Annotated in this window: 20 protein-coding genes and 1 tRNA gene; 9 read left to right on the top strand and 12 right to left on the bottom strand. The window is 62.6% G+C overall.

The genetic code is table 11. The features are described 5' to 3' along the window. Positions 1 to 56 precede the first annotated feature (56 nt). From P3T21_RS21110 to P3T21_RS21090, 5 genes are all read right to left on the bottom strand, one after another. Positions 57 to 515, bottom strand: coding sequence for a CopD family protein (locus tag P3T21_RS21110; protein WP_429257892.1), 459 nt, complete (start codon positions 513 to 515; stop codon positions 57 to 59). 272 nt (positions 516 to 787) lie between these two features. Further along, on the bottom strand, positions 788 to 3106 hold the full coding sequence (parC, locus tag P3T21_RS21105; RefSeq protein WP_429257891.1) for a DNA topoisomerase IV subunit A: 2319 nt from the start codon (positions 3104 to 3106) through the stop codon (positions 788 to 790). 64 nt (positions 3107 to 3170) lie between these two features. Continuing rightward, positions 3171 to 5156 carry a DNA topoisomerase IV subunit B gene (locus tag P3T21_RS21100; protein ID WP_429257890.1) on the bottom strand — a complete coding sequence of 662 codons (1986 nt, stop codon included), beginning with the start codon at positions 5154 to 5156 and terminating at the stop codon, positions 3171 to 3173. Between the two features lie 414 nt (positions 5157 to 5570). After that, positions 5571 to 7496: an ATP-binding cassette domain-containing protein gene (locus tag P3T21_RS21095; protein ID WP_429257889.1), complete on the bottom strand. Its 1926-nt coding sequence runs from the start codon at positions 7494 to 7496 to the stop codon at positions 5571 to 5573. A gap of 234 nt (positions 7497 to 7730) precedes the next feature. Next, a complete protein-coding gene (locus P3T21_RS21090) occupies positions 7731 to 8132 on the bottom strand; it encodes a DUF4399 domain-containing protein (RefSeq protein ID WP_429257888.1) in 402 nt (133 codons plus the stop codon). 362 nt (positions 8133 to 8494) lie between these two features. Between P3T21_RS21090 and P3T21_RS21085 the strand changes: the two genes are divergently transcribed. Together P3T21_RS21085 and P3T21_RS21080 are read left to right on the top strand one after the other, a co-directional pair. Further along, entirely contained in the window at positions 8495 to 8677 is a 183-nt protein-coding gene (locus P3T21_RS21085; RefSeq protein WP_429258030.1) for a rubredoxin, read from the top strand. A 346-nt stretch (positions 8678 to 9023) separates the two neighbouring features. After that, positions 9024 to 9098 (top strand) — tRNA-Arg (locus tag P3T21_RS21080). Between the two features lie 188 nt (positions 9099 to 9286). Here the strand turns inward: P3T21_RS21080 and P3T21_RS21075 are convergent. The 3 genes from P3T21_RS21075 to P3T21_RS21065 all read right to left on the bottom strand — a co-directional run bounded on the left by P3T21_RS21075 (position 9287) and on the right by P3T21_RS21065 (position 9943). Then, entirely contained in the window at positions 9287 to 9433 is a 147-nt protein-coding gene (locus P3T21_RS21075; protein WP_429257887.1) for a hypothetical protein, read from the bottom strand. A gap of 91 nt (positions 9434 to 9524) precedes the next feature. Next, positions 9525 to 9683: a hypothetical protein gene (locus P3T21_RS21070; RefSeq protein WP_429257886.1), complete on the bottom strand. Its 159-nt coding sequence runs from the start codon at positions 9681 to 9683 to the stop codon at positions 9525 to 9527. A 98-nt stretch (positions 9684 to 9781) separates the two neighbouring features. Next, positions 9782 to 9943, bottom strand: coding sequence for a hypothetical protein (locus tag P3T21_RS21065; RefSeq protein ID WP_429257885.1), 162 nt, complete (start codon positions 9941 to 9943; stop codon positions 9782 to 9784). 388 nt (positions 9944 to 10331) lie between these two features. On the opposite strand from P3T21_RS21065, the gene P3T21_RS21060 reads away from it, so the two are divergent. Continuing rightward, complete coding sequence (locus P3T21_RS21060) at positions 10332 to 10637, top strand: hypothetical protein (protein ID WP_429257884.1); 306 nt, start codon at positions 10332 to 10334, stop codon at positions 10635 to 10637. Positions 10638 to 10752: 115 nt separating this feature from the next. Then, on the top strand, positions 10753 to 11031 hold the full coding sequence (locus tag P3T21_RS21055; RefSeq protein WP_429257883.1) for a hypothetical protein: 279 nt from the start codon (positions 10753 to 10755) through the stop codon (positions 11029 to 11031). A 211-nt stretch (positions 11032 to 11242) separates the two neighbouring features. On the opposite strand, the gene P3T21_RS21050 is transcribed toward P3T21_RS21055, so the two are convergent. Continuing rightward, positions 11243 to 11434, bottom strand: a complete 192-nt coding sequence (locus P3T21_RS21050; protein WP_429257882.1) for a CsbD family protein — start codon at positions 11432 to 11434, stop codon at positions 11243 to 11245. A 315-nt stretch (positions 11435 to 11749) separates the two neighbouring features. On the opposite strand from P3T21_RS21050, the gene P3T21_RS21045 reads away from it, so the two are divergent. From P3T21_RS21045 to P3T21_RS21025, 5 genes are all read left to right on the top strand, one after another. Beyond that, a complete protein-coding gene (locus P3T21_RS21045) occupies positions 11750 to 12079 on the top strand; it encodes a hypothetical protein (protein ID WP_429257881.1) in 330 nt (109 codons plus the stop codon). Between the two features lie 255 nt (positions 12080 to 12334). After that, entirely contained in the window at positions 12335 to 13627 is a 1293-nt protein-coding gene (gene dcm / locus P3T21_RS21040; RefSeq protein WP_429257880.1) for a DNA (cytosine-5-)-methyltransferase, read from the top strand. After that, a complete protein-coding gene (locus P3T21_RS21035; RefSeq protein WP_429257879.1) occupies positions 13627 to 14109 on the top strand; it encodes a very short patch repair endonuclease in 483 nt (160 codons plus the stop codon). The genes dcm and P3T21_RS21035 overlap by 1 nt, the downstream gene beginning before the upstream one ends. Before the next feature lie 157 nt (positions 14110 to 14266). Next, complete coding sequence (locus P3T21_RS21030) at positions 14267 to 14770, top strand: YbhB/YbcL family Raf kinase inhibitor-like protein (protein ID WP_429257878.1); 504 nt, start codon at positions 14267 to 14269, stop codon at positions 14768 to 14770. 197 nt (positions 14771 to 14967) lie between these two features. Then, complete coding sequence (locus P3T21_RS21025; protein ID WP_429257877.1) at positions 14968 to 16335, top strand: MFS transporter; 1368 nt, start codon at positions 14968 to 14970, stop codon at positions 16333 to 16335. Between the two features lie 187 nt (positions 16336 to 16522). Here the strand turns inward: P3T21_RS21025 and otsA are convergent, their stop codons facing one another. The 3 genes from otsA to P3T21_RS21010 form a co-directional block, all read right to left on the bottom strand. Continuing rightward, on the bottom strand, positions 16523 to 17947 hold the full coding sequence (gene otsA, locus P3T21_RS21020; RefSeq protein WP_429257876.1) for an alpha,alpha-trehalose-phosphate synthase (UDP-forming): 1425 nt from the start codon (positions 17945 to 17947) through the stop codon (positions 16523 to 16525). 210 nt (positions 17948 to 18157) lie between these two features. Then, positions 18158 to 18382, bottom strand: coding sequence for a hypothetical protein (locus P3T21_RS21015; protein ID WP_429257875.1), 225 nt, complete (start codon positions 18380 to 18382; stop codon positions 18158 to 18160). Between the two features lie 156 nt (positions 18383 to 18538). Continuing rightward, a complete protein-coding gene (locus P3T21_RS21010; RefSeq protein WP_429257874.1) occupies positions 18539 to 18739 on the bottom strand; it encodes a hypothetical protein in 201 nt (66 codons plus the stop codon). Positions 18740 to 18857: the final 118 nt, after the last annotated feature.

The following is an 18857-nucleotide window of genomic DNA, read 5'->3' as shown; positions in this document are numbered from 1 at the left end:
TGACGCCGGGCTTCGCTGCCCGGTTGGCGGTCAGCCAGTCGCGGACTGAAACGCGATTAAAACCCGCGCGACATCACGGCAAACCCGATCGTCACGACGCCCAGCACCAGATTGATCACCACCAGACGCCGGACCGTGCCGACCGCACGAGCGCCATCTGGCCAGTTCTGAGCCTGCACAGCACGACGGATGCGCGGGAACACGGCAAAGCGGATATGCCCGAAGAGCAGCATCATCACGATGCCAAGGCCAGCCATGGCGTGCAGGGTCCACGACGCATGACCGCCGCCAGACTGCATCAACAGGAAACCACCCGAGATCAGGATCACGAGCACCGCGGCCGCAACCCAGTTGAAGAAGCGCCCGAAGACCGATTCCCACAGCGGCAGACGCAGTTGCGGAGAAAGGTCGGCGAGCGCCGGCCGCAGGCAGAAGTGTGCGAACACCATGCCACCGACCCACACGGCCACGCCGAGCAGATGCAGAAACAGCGCGAGTTCGATGGCTTTGTTCATGGTGTTTTCCCTGTGCGGTGTAGAACTGTCGCGCTTCGTTTGAAGCGTTCTTTGAGCGCATTCGACCACGGCTCAGCAGCGCAGTTCATCTTTATGTTTTATTTCGACTCTGTCCGCGATGAGAATCGTCGGCGGCAGGGGCCTTGCTTCACTTGATTTCGCTTCGCTTCACGCGATATCGACAACCGCGCTCCTTCGTTATGGCACGTGAATGACGAAGGACACATACGATATGCCCTTCGTCACCGGACGGCTCGCCTTTCGGACAACGCTCAGCCAGCCAGCGCCGGCCGCAATGCCTGCACCTTCAACTTCGTGTCCGGCGCGCGACCCTTGCGTGCCCGCTTGCCGACATGTGGCGCCAGCGCTGCGCCAGCCAGCGTTTCTTCCTGCTGCTTGCCACCGCGCCCCGTGCCGAGCAGGACGACGCCGGCCTTGCCGATCGCCAGTGCCTGCGTGAGCGCTTCCTTGTCGTCCAGCGCCATCAGCGTGACGCCGCGTCCGCCACCGGAGAGCGTCTTCATCTCGTCGAGACCGAACACCAGCAGGCGGCCACCGCCCGACAGACACGCCACCTGAGTCGCGTCCGGCAGCATCGGCATGGGCGCGAGCGGCGTCGCGCCTTCGTCGATCGTCATGAACGACTTGCCGGCCTTCACGCGGCTGACCATATCGCCGACCTTCGCCACGAAGCCAAAGCCGTTGCTCGATGCGAGCAGCAACGCCTGATCCACCGAAGCCGCGTAGTAGTGCATCAGGTGCGTGCCCGACTCGAGTTCGATCAGCGACGTAACCGGCACACCATCGCCACGCCCGCCCGGCAACGTGGCGACCGACACGGAATAGACGCGACCCTTGCTGCCCCACGCAATCAAAATGTCTGGTGTACGGCACTGGAACGCTGCGTAAAGGCCATCGCCGGCCTTGAACGTGAAGCCGGCCGGGTCGAGTGCATGGCCCTTCAGCGCCCGCACCCAGCCCTTCTGTGACACCACGACGGTCACCGGTTCGTCGACGACACGCGCTTCGAACGTCGCGCGCTTTTCCTGCTGGATCAACGTGCGGCGCTCGTCGCCGTACTGCTTTGCGTCGCCTTCGATTTCCTTGATGAGGAGACGCTTCATCGCGGATTCGCTGCCGAGCAGTTCTTCGAGCTTCGCTTTCTCGTCGCGCAATTCGGACAGTTCCTTCTCGATCTTGATCTTCTCGAGCCGCGCCAGTTGACGCAGACGGATCTCAAGAATGTCCTCAGCCTGACGATCCGACAGACTGAACGCCGAGATCAGCGCGGCCTTCGGCTCGTCGGATTCACGAATGATGCGGATGACTTCGTCGATATTCAGGAAGACGATCATCCGCCCTTCGAGAATATGGATCCGGTCGTCGACCTTCATCAAACGATGCTGCGTACGGCGTGTAACAGTCGCAAAGCGAAAGCCGATCCACTCGCCGAGAATCTCGCTGATCCCCTTCTGACGCGGCCTGCCATCTGAACCCACCATCACCAGATTCAGCGACGCGTTTGATTCGAGACTGGTATGCGCGAGCAGCGTGTTGACGAACTCGGTCTGGTCGATGCGGCTCGACTTCGGCTCGAACACGAGACGCACGGGCGCGTCCTTGCCCGACTCGTCGCGCACGGCATCGAGCAGCGCGAGCATCGTCTGCTTCGTCTGCAACTGCTCGGGCGTGAGTGTTTTCTTGCCGAGCTTGATTTTCGGGTTGGTCTGCTCTTCGATTTCTTCGAGCACCTTCTGCGCGGCGGTGTTCGGTGGCAGCTCGGTGATGACGAGCTGCCACTGACCGCGCGCCATCTCCTCGATCTTCCAGCGCGCGCGCACCTTCAGGCTGCCGCGGCCGGTTTCGTATGCGGCTGCGATTTCCGCTTCGCTGGAGATGATCTGCCCGCCGCCAGGGAAATCCGGACCCGGCACGAACTGCATCAATTCGGCATGCGAGAGCTTCGGGTTGCGGATCATGGCGACCGCCGCAGCCGCGACTTCGCGCAGGTTGTGCGACGGGATTTCCGTCGCGAGACCCACCGCGATCCCGGATGCGCCATTCAGCAGCACGAACGGCAGACGCGCCGGCAACAGCTTCGGTTCTTCAAACGAGCCGTCGTAGTTCGGCATGAAATCGACCGTGCCCTGGTTGATTTCATCGAGCAGCAGCTTCGCGATCGGTGTGAGACGCGCTTCCGTGTACCGCATCGCGGCGGCGCCGTCGCCGTCGCGCGAGCCGAAGTTGCCCTGGCCGTCGATCAGCGGATAGCGCATCGAGAAGTCCTGCGCGAGACGCACGAGCGCGTCATACGCCGACTGGTCGCCGTGCGGGTGATACTTACCCAGCACGTCACCGACGACCCGCGCCGACTTCACTGGCTTCGCGTTATCAGCGAGGCCCATCTCGTTCATCGCGAACAGAATACGGCGCTGCACGGGCTTCTGCCCGTCGCAGACGTCGGGCAGTGCGCGACCCTTCACCACGCTCACCGCGTAGTCGAGATACGCGCGTTCCGCGTAGTTGCCGAGCGTCAGGAAATCGCCGGCCGGTACCGCTTCGGTGAAAAGATCGGGAGTGTTATCGTCCATCTGGATGTCGTGTCCGTGTTTTTGCGTGAGGGCATGCGCTCGCGGGATGCGTTAGCGCGCTCGCTCAGATATCCGCTTCGACTTCGTTGCCCTTCTCTTCGAGCCAGCTGCGACGCGACGCCGCTTCGCCCTTGCCCATCAACATCGTCATGCGTGCGACGGTCGCGTCGAAATCGAGCGCGCCGAGCGCAACCGGCGACAGACGCCGTGTATCCGGGTTCATCGTCGTGTCCCACAACTGTTCGGCACTCATTTCGCCGAGGCCCTTGAAGCGACTGATTGTCCATTGCGATTCGCGCACGCCGTCCTTGCGGAGCTTGTCGAGAATCGCTTCGAGTTCGCCTTCGTCGAGCGCGTACAGTTTCTGCGCCGGCTTCTTGCCGCGCGCGGGCGCGTCGACACGGAACAGCGGCGGCCGCGCCACACACACGTGACCGCGCTCGATCAGTTGCGGGAAATGCTTGAAGAACAGCGTGAGCAACAGCACCTGGATGTGCGCGCCATCGACGTCCGCGTCCGACAGAATGCAGATCTTGCCGTAGCGCAGATTCGACAGATCGATCCTGTCGTCGGGACCATGCGGATCGACGCCGATCGCCACCGAAATGTCGTGCACTTCGTTGTTGGCGAACAGGCGATCACGTTCGGTTTCCCACGTGTTCAGCACCTTGCCGCGCAGCGGCAGGATCGCCTGATATTCCTTGTCGCGGCCCATCTTGGCCGAACCGCCCGCCGAATCACCTTCGACGAGGAACAGTTCATTGCGGCCAATCTCCGTCGATTCGCAGTCAGTCAGCTTGCCAGGCAGAACGGCAACGCCCGAACTCTTGCGCTTCTCGACCTTCTGGCCGGCGCGCGTGCGCGCCTGCGCCTGCTTGATGACGAGATCGGCAAGCTTCTTGCCGTGCTCGACGTGCTGGTTCAGCCACAACTCAAGCGCCGGACGCGCGAACGACGACACGAGCTTGACCGCATCGCGGCTGTTCAGGCGCTCCTTGATCTGACCTTGAAACTGCGGATCGAGCACCTTGGCCGACAGCACAAAGGAGACACGGGCGAACACGTCTTCGGCGAGCAGCTTCACGCCCTTCGGTTGCAGATTGTGCATCTCGACGAAGCTCTTCACCGCCTGGAAAAGCCCTTCGCGCAGGCCGGATTCATGCGTGCCGCCTGCGGGCGTCGGAATCAGGTTGACGTACGACTCACGCGTGAGCGGCCCTTCCTCGCTCCACGCGACGACCCATGCCGCACCCTCGCCTTCTGCGAACGTTTCTTCGTTCGAGCGCGAGCTTTCCGCATAGCGTTCGCCTTCGAAGAGCGGAATCAGCAGATCGCTACCCGCCATGCCTTCGAGCAGATAACCACGCAGACCGTCTTCGTACTTCCAGCTTTGCTGCTCGCCGGTTTTTTCGTTGACGAGCGTGACTTCGACGCCCGGCAGCAGCACCGCTTTCGAGCGCAGCAGGCGTTGCAGTTCGCCGACCGGCAGATTCGCCGAGTCAAAATACTTCGGATTGGCCCAGGCGCGCACGCGCGTGCCCGACTTCTTGTCGCCGCGCGCAGCGGGACGCACTTCGAGCGGCTTGACGACATCGCCATCGGCGAAACCGAGTTCGGCGATCTTGCCGTCGCGCCACACGGTGACGTCGAGGCGCGTGGACAGCGCGTTCGTAACCGACACGCCGACGCCGTGCAGGCCGCCCGAGAACGTGTACGCGCCACCGGATGCCTTGTCGAACTTGCCGCCTGCATGCAGGCGCGTGAACACGATCTCGACGACCGGCACGCCCTCTTCCGGGTGCATGCCGAACGGAATGCCGCGCGCGTCATCTTCGACGGACACGGACTGATCTGTATGCAACGTGACGGTGATCTGGCGACCATAGCCACCGAGCGCTTCGTCGGCGGCGTTGTCGATGACTTCCTGAATGATGTGCAGCGGATTTTCGGTGCGCGTGTACATGCCGGGCCGTTGCTTGACCGGCTCCAGGCCCTTCAGCACCTTGATCGACGCTTCGCTATACGCGGCGTTTGGCTTTTTCGTAGACATGGCTTGCTGTGGTCCGTCGGTTCATCGTTGTCCACAGGTCCTGTGGACATCTGCGTGGACAAACCGTTGAGTTTTCAAAAAAAGCGAAACGAAACAACGGGGTGAATTAGTGTGCCTGCCATTCGGGCAGCGTTTCTTGTTGACTGCCTGTGTTGCCGGTTCGTTGCCTGCTTCTTTCGTCGGCGGCTCGAGCTGGCCCGCTGACGGAAGCGTGTTCGCGGGGTATTTTACTGATTTCATTACGCGCGGCAATTCGGTGATGCAAGCGTTAGCCGTCTGGTAGAGAGAAAGGGCAGTCTTTCGCCAGTGGTCAGTGGCCAGTTGCCCGTGCCTGACGACAAACCAGGGAACCGGCCGGCGGTGACGGCCGGCATCGCACATCCACAGGGAATACGCCCGGAAAACCGGCGACGCTTACTTCCGCTTGCTCTCCAGTTCTTCCCATCGCTCGAGCGCCATCAACAACTCCTCGTCAATCGCCGCGTAGCGCTCGGTCAGCCGCGTGCCTTCCGCCGCGTCCTTCGCGAAGATCGAACCGTCTTCGAGCTGTGCGCCGATCGTCTTCTGCTCCGCCTCAAGCGCCGCGATCTGCTGCGGCAACGACTCCAGCTCACGTTGCTCCTTGAACGACAGCTTCACCGTGCGCTGCGCGTTGCGTCCGACTGCGCTGTCTTTGGGCGTTACGTCTTTCGCCGGCTCTTTCGCTGTTTCCGTCTGCGTGAGTTGCTGCGAGCGCTCGCGCTGTATCTGCCAGTCGGTGAAGCCGCCGACGTATTCGCGCCACTTGCCTTCGCCTTCCGACGCGATCACCGACGTCGCGACGTTATCGAGAAACGCCCGGTCGTGGCTCACGAGCAGCACCGTGCCGTCGTAGTCGGTCAACAGTTCTTCGAGCAGTTCGAGCGTCGGAATGTCGAGGTCGTTGGTCGGTTCGTCGAGCACCAGTACGTTCGCCGGCCTTGCAAACAACCGCGCGAGCAGCAGGCGGTTACGTTCGCCGCCTGACAGCGATTTCACCGGCGAACGGGCGCGCTCAGGTGCGAACAGGAAGTCGCCGAGATAGCTCATCACGTGCTTCTTCGTGCCGTTGACTTCGACCCACTCGCTGCCTGGACTGATCGTGTCGCTGAGGCTTTTATCCAGATCGAGCTGCGCGCGCATCTGGTCAAAATAGGCGACCTGGAGGTTCGTGCCGATGCGCACCTTGCCTTCGTCCGGCGTCAGTTCGCCAAGGATCAGCTTCAGGAGCGTCGTCTTGCCTGCGCCGTTCGGCCCGATAAAACCGATCTTGTCGCCGCGCATAACGGTCGCCGGGAAGCTGTCGACCACCGTGCGTGCGCCGTAGCGCTTCGTCACGTCGATCAGTTCGGCGACGATCTTGCCGGACTTCTCCCCTTGCCCGACATCCAGCCTGACGTTGCCCAGCGCGTTGCGACGCTCCGCGCGGTCATTGCGCATCTGCACGAGGCGCGCAATGCGTCCAACGCTACGAGTACGTCGCGCCTCGACGCCCTTGCGAATCCATACTTCTTCCTGCGCGAGCAGCTTGTCGGCTTTTTCGTTTTCGATACGCTCGACTTCCAGCTGTTGCGCCTTGCGCGTCTGGTACGCGGAGAAGTTACCCGGATACGAGAGCAGACGCCCGCGATCGAGTTCGACGATGCGTGTAGCAACGCGGTCGAGAAACGCGCGATCATGGGTGATGAACAGCAGCCCCGAGCGTTGCGAGATCAGGAGTTCTTCGAGCCAGCGAATGCCGTCAAAGTCGAGGTGGTTGGTCGGTTCGTCGAGCAGCAAGACATCCGGCTGGACGACCAGTGCGCGAGCGAGCGCCACACGCTTCTGCATGCCGCCCGACAGCGCGCCGACACGCGCGTCGCCATCGAGGCCGATCTGCGCAAGCGTGGTGGACACGCGGGTGCGCCAGCTCCATGCATCGGTGGCATCGAGCGACGACTGAAGTGTATTCATGCGCGCGAGCAGCGCGTCGTGCTGCGCGCCTTCCGGCGTTTCCGCGAGCGCGTGAGCGACGACGTCGTATTCGTCGAGCAACGCACGCGCGCCGGTCAAGCCGGCTGCGACGGCGTCGAACACCGACATATCGATGTCGAACTCGGGTTCCTGCGGCACATAGACCGTGGTCAGGTTTTGCTGACGCGTGACGAGGCCGTCGTCGGGCTTCGTGAGATCGGCAACGATCTTGAGCAGCGACGACTTGCCCGCGCCATTGCGACCGATCAGGCCGACGCGCTCCCCCGCTTCGAGAGAGAAATCGGCATGATCGAGCAACGCGACGTGACCGAACGCCAGTTGCGCTCCGGTAATGGTGTAAAGCGACATGGGGAGAAAGAAGAAGACCGCAATGAATCGGAACTGCTCATTGTACCGGTCGCGCGATTGAACGCCTCCCGGCCAGACGGCGTAGGCCGGATGGCCAGATTGAATCCACCGGGCCAGTACAGACAGAATGACGCTGCAAACCTGATGACGCAGCCGGCTCACACCGGCCGCACAGGTATCAAAGGCCTCGCTTCGTCGCGAGGCCCCGAACCCGCTTGACTGCCATGCTGCTCGTTATTTCACATGAACCGTAATCGTTTTGCTCATCTCCGGCCCATAGGAACGATGCGCACCGTCGCCGAACTGCAGCGTCAGCGTGTGATCGCCCGGCGGCAAGGTGAGCTCCGTTTCCGTCTGTCCCTTGCCGAAGTGCAGCGACTTGTCGCTGGCCGGAATGACTTCGCCCTTCGTCAGCGGCTGGCCGTCGATCAACAGATGATGATGGCCCGTTCCTTCTGTCATCGTGCCGGCGGGCGCGATCTTCATGCCGTCGACGGCAAATTTCACGTGCACAGGGTTGCTCACCGTGGCGCCGTCTTTCGGCTCGACGAACGACACGCCCTCCGCGCGCGCCACACCCGACGCGGCGAAGAGACCAGCAAACACCATGCTTACAAGCCATTTGTTGTTGAACATCGTGTTCTCCTTGAGGAAAGCAGCCCGATGCAGTTTGAACCCGCGCGCCCCGATCGCGCCGCGTCTGCGGGCGTCCGCACACCGCGCAGTGGCCGGGTTTTGAACGCGCACGGTCGACTTGCATCACAGGCTCATTGCAGGTGCGTCGACCGGGCGCGGGAAAGGCCGCGCCCCAGAGCATACACCGGACGTATGAACATCCTGATGCGCCCGGCAGCCGCCGCTGATACTGGAAATCACGCTGTGCGGCGACCTGGCGCAGCGGGGTTTTGATGAATTCCGGTAACATTGCGGCTCGCCGCGCCTGCACTGAAAAGGGGCAGAACGCGGGTCATTGCATTGAACTGAAGAAAGAGTACGTCGTGAGCGAAGTCATTGAATACAAGAGCTGGGTCTGCCTGATCTGCGGCTGGATCTACAACGAAGAAGAAGGTCTGCCGGAAGAAGGCATCGCGGCTGGAACGCGTTTTGCCGAGATCCCGGAAGACTGGCGCTGCCCGCTGTGCGATGTGGGCAAAGCGGAATTTGCCGTCGTCGAATTCTGAAGCCGGTTCCGCGCCCGTGCACGGCCGTCGGCCCTGCCAGCAGAACGCGGATTGAGCGCGTCGTAAAGGTCGACGAGGCGCGGGTCACGGTAGAGGTTCACAGGAGTCGTCGCCGGATGATAATGGCACTTGTGGGCGCAGTGCGCGGCGTCATTATCATCGTGAGACGCCTTTGCTATACTCTGGCCCCTGCGGCGCAATTCCTGCGCGCGTGACGGCGAACCATGCAAGCGACGGTTTTGCTTCCACGATGCACGAATCAAGGCGGTTCCAGCTACGGTGGGTGACTTAGGAACGTAGCGGTTGCGGAACACGCGGGTCATTCGCCTCGCCGCTGCTGTTCCATCTCCCTGTAGTTCAATGGATAGAACAAGTGCCTCCTAAGCGCTAGATACAGGTTCGATTCCTGTCAGGGGGACCAGTCAGCTTCCCGGATTTTCCCCAAAAGCCCCGTACTGCGGGGCTTTTTGCTGCCATCATTGCCCATCGGATTCGCGCGCGGTGCATACGTACTGTGCGAAAGCAAAACTGCCAGCGTCATCCTGTTCAAGCAGGCTGATTCCGATGCGTGTTCCTGGCAGACCCCGCACTATGCGCGGCTTTCCACGATCAGTGCTTATGGTGCATCCAGTCCCGAAGATGATGTTCCTGGAACCACTGGGTTAGCCGCTCGCGGTTGGTGGATGCGGCCCATATCCCGGCGCCGAACACAACCACGATGATCCCCATCAAACTCGCCATCATTGATTCGCTCATGGCAACGTTCTCCTGAGCACGATATTTTTCGGTGACGCACTCATGGAAATCAGTGCGCCACCCGATACCTTTGATTTCCGGCGCCGCAGCTTCAGTGCTTGTGATGCATCCAGCCCATGTGATGCGAATCGAGCCACTGAACCACACTCCCTCCCGGGCCTTCACGCCTGTAACGTCGCGCCAGCACGAATGCGGCAACCGCCAGCAGGATTGCCAGGCCCACCACAAAGCTAATCATCGACTCAGTCATGGCAGCCTCCTTATCAGGTCGCGACCATGATTACATTGTAGGTGATGCGCTTACTGAAGGCGGCGCCCGATCGGCCCCCTAATCTCTGGCACCCTGCTTCAATGCTTGTGCCTCATCCAGTCTACGTGGTGCGTATCAAGCCACCGGCCTTGCCGCTCGCGGTCATCCTTTCGGCTGTAACGGTTGGCGGCCCATATCGCGGCGCCCACCACTATCATCACGATTGGTCCCATGAAATACGCAATCATCGATTCAGTCATGGCACCCTCCTCCGAGGTCACGCTCACATTTTAGGCGTTGCTCTGAGCGAAAACGGCACCAAAAACGCGGTTCCCTCAAATAACCGACCGACGTGGGAATCGCACCTCCAGAATTCACAGCAACGCTTTTCTGGGGTACGGGTGTGAGTACAAAACCCCGTCGACCGTCAGAAATCCCCTTCCCTGTTTGATCCGTGAATTCTGTCAGGACCCGCGACGCTCCTCCGCGCCGCTCCCGGACCTGATACCCGCCGAACTGGCGAACTAACCGGCCTCTGATCGCCGGATTGCGCGCGCTCATGTAGCGGTACGCTTCATTCATCGCGACACCTGATCGCCGCCGAACCGAGGCAGGCAGGATGCGCTACGAATTCGATGGGGCCTCCCAATGGTTACTTTGATCGACCACGACATCGCACACATCGCGCGCATCATGCGACCGTCGCTATACAGCGATGCCGGCGGCCCGATCCTGCCGACGTCGTACTGGCGGCGCCGCCTTCATCACCTGCTGGACGCCTGGCATGTGACGAAAGCCCAGTTGCGCGCGATCGACAGCCTGCTACTGGAACTGGATCATTTCGACCGCAACCACGCGCGCGCAGCCACGCGCGAAGCGACGGTGTGCCCGGTGAGGGCAACCCCGGCATCGCGGGCGGCAGTACATCACAACCGCAACGTCTCCGCGGCCTGAGACGCCGACGTAACCTGCGACGGCATCGCGCCATAAACACGCGTTGCTTCGGTGTCAAAATACGGGACCACCGGCCGGAGGGCCGTCGATTTTCATCCATCCGCAAAGGAGTCCCGTGGACACCAGCAAACAGATCGCTGCACTGACCGTTTCCGGCATGCAGACCGCCGGCGCAAGTCAGGCAACCGCCATCGCCCTTCACGTCCTGATCCGGCACTTGAAGTCGCCGGAACTGCTGGCGGAACTGACCACGGCCTTCGAACAACATCAGGCTTTGATGCTGCAAAAACCGTGGCCGGAGCAGATGCTGGCTTCGTTCGAGGCCACGCGTCGCTTTCTTGAGAGCGCTGCGCGCAGCGACAACGGGCCCGACGCGCCCGGCAAGGCGGGCTGAGTCCCGAAGCCGGTCTGACGCGTCGTGCGTGCCGATGCCCTGTCCCTCATGACCCGCATTCACGACATCGCAACCGCGGCGCTTCCGATGCGGATCGTCCTGCCCAGCGCGATCGCGCGCGTGCCGAGCTGACCTCACACACACCGCCCGCTTCAGCTTCATGGAAAAAAGGCGCCGAAGCGCCTTTTTTCATGCGACAAAGCCAACGGGCTTACGGAGCTTTACGCTTTGCGTGGTCCTTCGCGTTTTCTTTTGCATCGCCGTAGGCCTTGCGCACTTCGCCCGCGGCCTGCTGGAGATCGCCCTTGACTTCCTGGGCGGTGTCGCCGGTTGCACGGCCGACGGTCTCATTGACCTTGCCCTTCACCTTTTCTGCCACGCCCTTCACCTGGTCCTTGTTCATGTCTGGCTCCCGTCGTACATAGTGCCGGCGCAAAATTGCGCCGGTACCCGGATGGCCAGCAACCGCTGTGCCCAAGCCGGCGCATTCGTCCGAAGAAACTGTGGCGCCTTGATGCATCACGCCCGGAAGCCCACCGCAGGCCGAGTGCCGTTCAGATCACGGATGGCGCTCCAGGCACAAAACACCCGTCAAACCGGAAAACCTGGGCGTGTCGCTGCCTGCGAAGACGTACAACAAGTCATGCGCCATCGGTGAAAACGCAAAATCAGAGCCTGTCGCCCCTAAAGCCGCGGCATCGGGTGCCGTTAACGGGGCATGGACCGCACATCCTTCGCCCGCACGGGCTCTTTCCAGACCACGCTGATCGACCAGGACATCGCGCACATTGCGCGTGTCATGCGACCGGCACTGCACGGCGATCTGGGCGGGCCGATCCTGCCGGCGTCGTACTGGCGGAAGCGTCTGCACACCCTGCTCGACGCCGATCACCTGACCAAGGGTCAGCTTCACGCAATCGACAGTCTGCTGCTGCAACTCGATCACTTCCCGCTTTGCGACCGGCCGGCCCCGCATGCGGTCAATGCGGTCAACGTCCCGATCACGAACGCGACGGCGCCAGACGCGCCGTACGCCGTTCAGGGATAAAACGCGAGGCCCGTGCCCGCGATCACCGCGCAGCGCGAACAACTGGCGGCCGGCGTGAGCGCCTGCTCCCCGGCCGCCAGGACTGCCCTCACCAGATCCATCCATGCGCATGCCCGCAAAGCCTCAACACCGCTTAGCCATGGCATCCGCGCCGCCAGCACAGACGCGGACTTTCCCCCGCTCCCCGCGTGACATATCAAAAAAGGGACGCGTTTCGGTCATAATGTCCGCAAAAATCCCCAGCAAGGACCGATAGTGACTCAGGCCACGCTGCTAGCACTGCTGAAACAGGCTCGCGCTCGCTATACACAACGAGAGATCGCCGACCACGTCGGCAAGGACGTCAAGACCGTCCGTCGCTGGGAAAAGCGCGAAACGCCGTGCCCGGCGATGCTCGGCCCCGCGCTGCGCCTGCTGCTCGCAACTGGCAGCGCCAATAGCACCGGCCGCGTCAGCGCGCCCTCACGGTTCACTTTCATCGACCTGTTTGCCGGCATCGGGGGCATCCGCATGGGCTTCGAGGCGCACGGCGGCGAATGCGTCTTCACGAGCGAGTGGAACGACTTTTCGAAGAAGACGTACCTCGAAAACTACGGCTCGCATCATGCATTCATCGGCGACATCGTGTCGTTTCCCGCCGACGACGTGCCCGCCCACGACATTCTGCTCGGCGGCTTTCCCTGCCAGCCGTTCTCGATTGCGGGCGTCAGCAAGAAAAACGCACTCGGGCGGCCACACGGCTTCGAATGCACGACGCAGGGCACGCTCTTCTTCGACGTCGCGCGGATCATCGCCGCGAAACGGCCGGCCGCGTTCCTGCTCGAAAACGTGAAGAACCTGCTGTCACACGACAAGGGCCGCACCTTCGACGTGATCCTGCAGACGCTGCGCGATGAACTTGGCTACGAAGTCCATTACCGCGTGATCGATGGCCAGCACTTCACGCCGCAGCATCGCGAGCGGATCATCATCGTGGGCTTTCGCGGAAAGACGTCGTTTTCGTGGGACGATCTGTGCCTGCCGGAAAACGGTCCGCGGCTCGCTTCGATCCTGCATCGCGCGGACGGCAGCGAACCCGTTCTGCCGTGGGATGGCGAGCGTTTCTTCGATCACGCCGCACGACGCGTGCAGCCGAAATACACGCTCACGCCAAAGCTGTGGGCCTATCTGCAGCAGTACGCGGAGAAGCATCGCGCGGCGGGCAACGGCTTCGGTTTCGGCATGGCATATCCGGACAGCGTCACGCGCACCTTGTCCGCGCGATATCATAAGGACGGCTCCGAAATCCTCGTGCATCAGGGCGATCACGGTGAAGGCCAGCGGCCGCGCCGTCTGACGCCACGCGAATGCGCGCGCCTGATGGGCTTTCCCGATACGTATCGCATTCCCGTCAGCGATACGCAGGCCTACCGGCAGTTCGGCAACAGCGTCGTGATGCCCGTGATGCAGGAAGTGGCGCGCATCATGACGCCGCACGTGGAAGCGCTACTGTCCGGCAACGGCGAACTCGACTCCACGCCGCCGCAGGACGTCGCGCTCGTCGCCTGATGGTCGACGTCGTCGACGCCGCGACGCGCAGCCGGATGATGTCCGGCATCCGCGGACGCAACACGAAGCCGGAGATCCTGGTCCGCAGCCTGCTGCATCGACGCGGCTTCCGCTTCCGGCTCGATGCGCGCGATCTGCCTGGCCGTCCCGACATCGTGTTGCCGCGCTATCGCGCCGTCGTCTTCGTGCATGGCTGTTTCTGGCACGGTCACGACTGTCACCTCTTCAAATGGCCGCAGACACGCCCCGAGTTCTGGCGCGAGAAGATCGCCCGCAACCGCAGCAACGACGAGCGCGCCGTGCAGGCCTTGCGCGCAGCGGGCTGGCGCGTGGCCATCGTGTGGGAATGCGCCTTGCGTGGAGCGAATCGGGACATCGAAGGCGTGATACAAAACCTCACCGACTGGCTGCAAAGCGAAGGCGTCGAGGATGAAGGCAGCAACGACAGCAACGACCGCGACATGCTCGAACTGCGCCTTTGACCCGACGCCCGGGTAAGTCCGCCTGCCGTCACACGATGGTTCGCAGGACGCGCGGTGATACACTCGATCAGCTCATCGCGACGGTCCACGCGCCGCTCACGCGGGCGCGAAACAGCGCCCGTTCCATATCAAGAACTTTCCTTGAAGGAGGCATCCGATGGCTGATTTCCGACTCTGGTCCGACGAGTTTCCCGCTAACGGCTTCATGACGAAGGCACAGGAATTCGACGACATATCATTCGGCGGCGATGGCGGCAACATCTCGCCTGCGTTGCAGTGGGACGCGCCGCCGGCCGACACGCAAAGCTTCGCCCTCACCGTCCACGATCCCGATGCGCCGACAGGCAGCGGCTTCTGGCACTGGGTCATCGTCAACATTCCGCCCGACGCCCGTTCGCTTCCGCGCAACGCCGGCAAGGCCGACGGCAGCCTGCTGCCGCCAGGCGCACTGCAGGTGCGCAACGATTACGGCACGGTCGGCTTCGGTGGCGCTGCGCCGCCGCGCGGCGACAGGACGCATCGCTATATCTTCCGTCTGCATGCGCTGAAGGTGCCGAATCTGCCGATCAACGCGGACGTGACGAATGCGGTCGCGCGCTTCATGACGCATCTGAACGAAATCGACTCGGCGACCTACACCGGCCTGTACGAACTGAAGTAACCGGTGGGGACGGGCGCAGGCACGCTGTTGCAGGCGCCCGTCGTTTCATCGCAGATGCAGCAGCGTGCCCGGCACTCGACGCGTCAGGCCGCACGCGGCACGACCGGACGCTGAACAACGAAAAAGGATGCACGCACAACCTTCCTGTAAGGACGGTTTCGTACAATTCGGCGTCTGCTTACTAACGGCCCGTGCCGATGAACCCAGAACAAGGCCTGCCTCTGCCGCAACGTTACGGCGCCATTGTCGTGGTAGCCCTCGGCATCACGCTTGCCGTGCTCGACAGCGCGATCGCCAACGTTGCGCTTCCGACCATCGCGCGTCATCTGAACGCAAGTGCCGCCAGTTCGATCTGGATCATCAACGCGTACCAGCTTGCCGTCACCATTTCGCTGCTGCCGCTCGCGTCGCTGGGCGACCGCATCGGCTACCGGCGTGTCTATCTCTCCGGCCTCGCGCTCTTCACTGTCGCGTCGCTCGGTTGCGCGCTCTCCAGCTCGCTGCCGATGCTTGCATTCGCGCGCGTGATCCAGGGCTTCGGCGCGGCGGGCATCATGAGCGTGAACACCGCGCTCGTCCGCATGATCTATCCGCCCGACCATCTCGGGCGCGGTGTCTCGATCAACGCGATGGTGGTTGCAGTATCGTCGGCAGTCGGGCCGACGGTGGCCTCCGCGGTGCTGTCCGTCGCGACGTGGCCGTGGCTCTTCGCGATCAACGTACCGATCGGCATCGCCGCGTTCGCCGGCGGCCTGAAGGCGTTGCCGCGCAACACGCCGCACAGCGCGCCGTACGACTACATGAGCGCCGTGATGAACGCGTTCGTGTTCGGCCTGCTGATCTTTGCGGTCGACGGGCTCGGCCACGGCGAGCATCGCGGTTATGTCGTCGCTGAAGTCTTCGCGGCGGTCGTGATCGGCTACTTCTTCGTGCGACGACAACTGGATCAGCCGGCGCCGCTGCTGCCCGTCGACCTGCTGAGGATCCCGATTTTCGCGTTGTCGATCGGGACGTCGATCTGTTCCTTCGCCGCGCAGATGCTGGCGTTCGTCTCGCTGCCGTTCCTGATGCAGGACACCTTCGGGCTCACCCAGGTGCAGACCGGCTTGCTGATGACGCCGTGGCCGCTCGTCATCATCGTCGCGGCGCCGCTCGCCGGCGTGCTGTCGGATCGCTATTCCGCGGGCATGCTCGGCGGCATCGGACTTTTCACGATGACCTGCGGCCTGCTGTTGCTGGCAACGCTCGGTGCGCATCCGGAGCCGGTCGATATCGCGTGGCGCATGGCGGTATGCGGGGCGGGATTTGGACTCTTTCAGTCGCCGAACAACCGGACCATTCTGTCGTCCGCGCCGCGCTCGCGCAGCGGCGGCGCGAGCGGCATGCTCGGCACGGCGCGACTGACCGGCCAGACGCTGGGTGCGGCACTCGTCGCGTTGATCTTCGGTGTAGCGCCGCAGCGTGGTCCGACGATCGCGCTTTATGTCGCGGCGAGCTTTGCGATAGTGGCGGCGACCGTGAGCATGTTGCGCGTGACGCAACGCGGGGCGACGGCTTCGACCTGAATGTCTTGCGTAGCGCAGCGCGACGCGGGCGACGCCGGCTTAAAGCCTCGTCATGGGATCAGAACGGAAGCTTGGGTTCAACCCCTGAGTCGCCCTGCGTCGCCAATCACGCACACAAAAAACGGCGGCCACAATGGCCGCCGGACGGGTTAGCTCGTATCGTTCTTTCGAGCCGGACGCCGGGCTTCTAGTTCGCCGTCGCGTCCGCGAGCTTTACCGCTTTCGCCGTCACCGAGGAAGCCGTCGCCACATTGCGCAGGTCGGCGAGGAAGTTATCGCGCCACACAGAAAGGTTGTTCTCACGCAGCGGCGCCATCATGTCCGCATGACGCGCCTGACGCTCGGCGAGCGGCATCGACAGCGCGCGCTCCAGCGCTTCAGCCATCTGCGACAGATCGAACGGATTCACGACCAGCGCGCCAGGCAGCTGCTCGGCAGCGCCCGCGAATTGCGACAGCACGAGCACGCCCGGATCAGCCGGATCCTGCGAAGCGACATATTCCTTCGCGACCAGATTCATCCCGTCGCGCAGCGGCGTCACATAACCCACCTGCGACTGCCGGAACAGCGCCATCAACAGATTGCGGTCGTACTTGCGGTTCAGGTACTGGATCGGCGTCCAGTCGAGTTGCGCGAAACGGCCATTGATGCGGCCCGCCTCTCCTTCCAGGGTCTGGCGAATGCGCTGATACGTCGACACATCGGAACGTGTCGGCGGCGCGATCTGCACCAGCGAAACGCGACCATGCCAGCCCGGCGCATTCAGCAACAGACGCTCGAACGCCTGAAAGCGCTCGACGAGGCCCTTCGAATAATCGAGCCGGTCGACGCTCATGATCAGCTTGCGCCCGCGCATGCCGTCACGCAGGCTGCGAACCGGCTTGCGATCGGTGAACTGTTCGGCGGCCTTCGCGATGGCATCCGGATAGATGCCGATCGGATAGGCGCCGACCTTCAGGAAACGGTCATACGCGTGCACCATGCCGTCTTCGCTCGACATGCCGTGCTGGCCGCGTTCGATGTAATCGACGAACGACTGGCGGTCCGCATCCGTCTGGAAGCCAACCACGTCATAGCTGCACATGCACTTCACGAGTTCTTCGTGCGGCGGCACGGTGCGCAGCACTTCGGGCACTGGAAACGGAATATGCAGGAAGAAGCCGACTGGATTCTTCACGCCGAGATCCCGCAGACAGCGTGCGAACGGCAGCAGGTGATAGTCGTGGACCCAGATGATGTCGTCGGGCTTGAGCAGCGCCTTGAGCTGCTTTGCGAGCGTCACGTTGACGCGCAGATAACCCGAATACTCCTGCCGGTCGTAGCGCGACAGGTCATTGCGATAGTGGAACGTCGGCCACAGTGTGGTGTTCGAAAAGCCGCGGTAATACTGGTCGTAGTCGCGCTTCGTGAGACCGACGGTGGCGTACGTGACGTTGCCCTGCTTTTCGATGACGGGCGCCGACGGTTCACTGACGGTCTCGCCACTCCAGCCGAACCACACACCACCCGTTTCCTTCAGCGCATCGAGTACGCCGATCGCGAGACCACCGGCGGCCGGACGGCCTTCCTGGGTCGGCGCGACACGATTCGATACCACGATCAATCTGCTCATTCGGCTCCACCTCATTCAGTTATGCATTGCATGCGGGGAATTCAGCTTTTATGGTGCACGCAAGTCGTATGCCGTGTCTCGTCCAAACCGGAACAAAAATGTATGCAAATGTGACGGGCGAGTAAAAACGTGCGGCGCATAGCGCGCCACACAGAAGTTTTTTCCGTTTTTCGACCCACATCCAGCAGCGAAGCAGTGGCTTGCGCGTCCTCAGGCGTCCTGTTCAGAGCCGAGATCGCGCTGATATTCGAGCCCTTCCGCGCGCACGCCGCCCTGGTTGTGATCGCCGTCCGGCGGCGCATGAGGCGCGGGACGATTCTGCGCAGCCGGGTCGGGACCCGCAGGCGGCCCGGCGGTCGCGCTACTGGCGGCATTGGCTGGACGTGCATCGCGCTTCGAATGGCGCGCGGAGCGCCGCAGGGCAGGATGTCTCATATCGATGCCTCCACTGGAAGGCCGCCACGCGAGCGGTGGCATGCACATAGTCTAGGGCCCGGCGTGGCAAATTGCCGGTAAAAACTCAGGCCGACTTGTAACAAGTACATTAAAGCCCTGCGCCGGGCGTCGCGATGCATGACGCATTGCCCAGCGTTAATGCAGGCGGCCGTACGGCGTCTGGTTGGGTTGCGGCGGTGGATCGCCGATCGGCGGGGTATCCGGAATCGTCGGTTCGTGCGCGGGATCGGGGACGGTGTCGGGTTCCTCGGGCGTCGACGGCGGCTCGATGGGCTCAGGGCGATGCGCGATCAGCGCCGGATGCCGCGTGGACAGAACAGTGTAGCGTTGCAGCATGAAAGCCTCCTCGTTCCAGTCGTCCCCTTTCATCGAGCAAGCGATGTGCCGTCGGGTGGACGTCGGCCACCAGATGCAAAATGGGCCTTCGTCCGACACGATGGCCCATTTCCGTTGC

The organism is Paraburkholderia sp. GAS334 (assembly GCF_050436625.1).
Taxonomy (GTDB): domain Bacteria; phylum Pseudomonadota; class Gammaproteobacteria; order Burkholderiales; family Burkholderiaceae; genus Paraburkholderia.
This window is presented reverse-complemented; position numbering and strand designations above follow the sequence as displayed.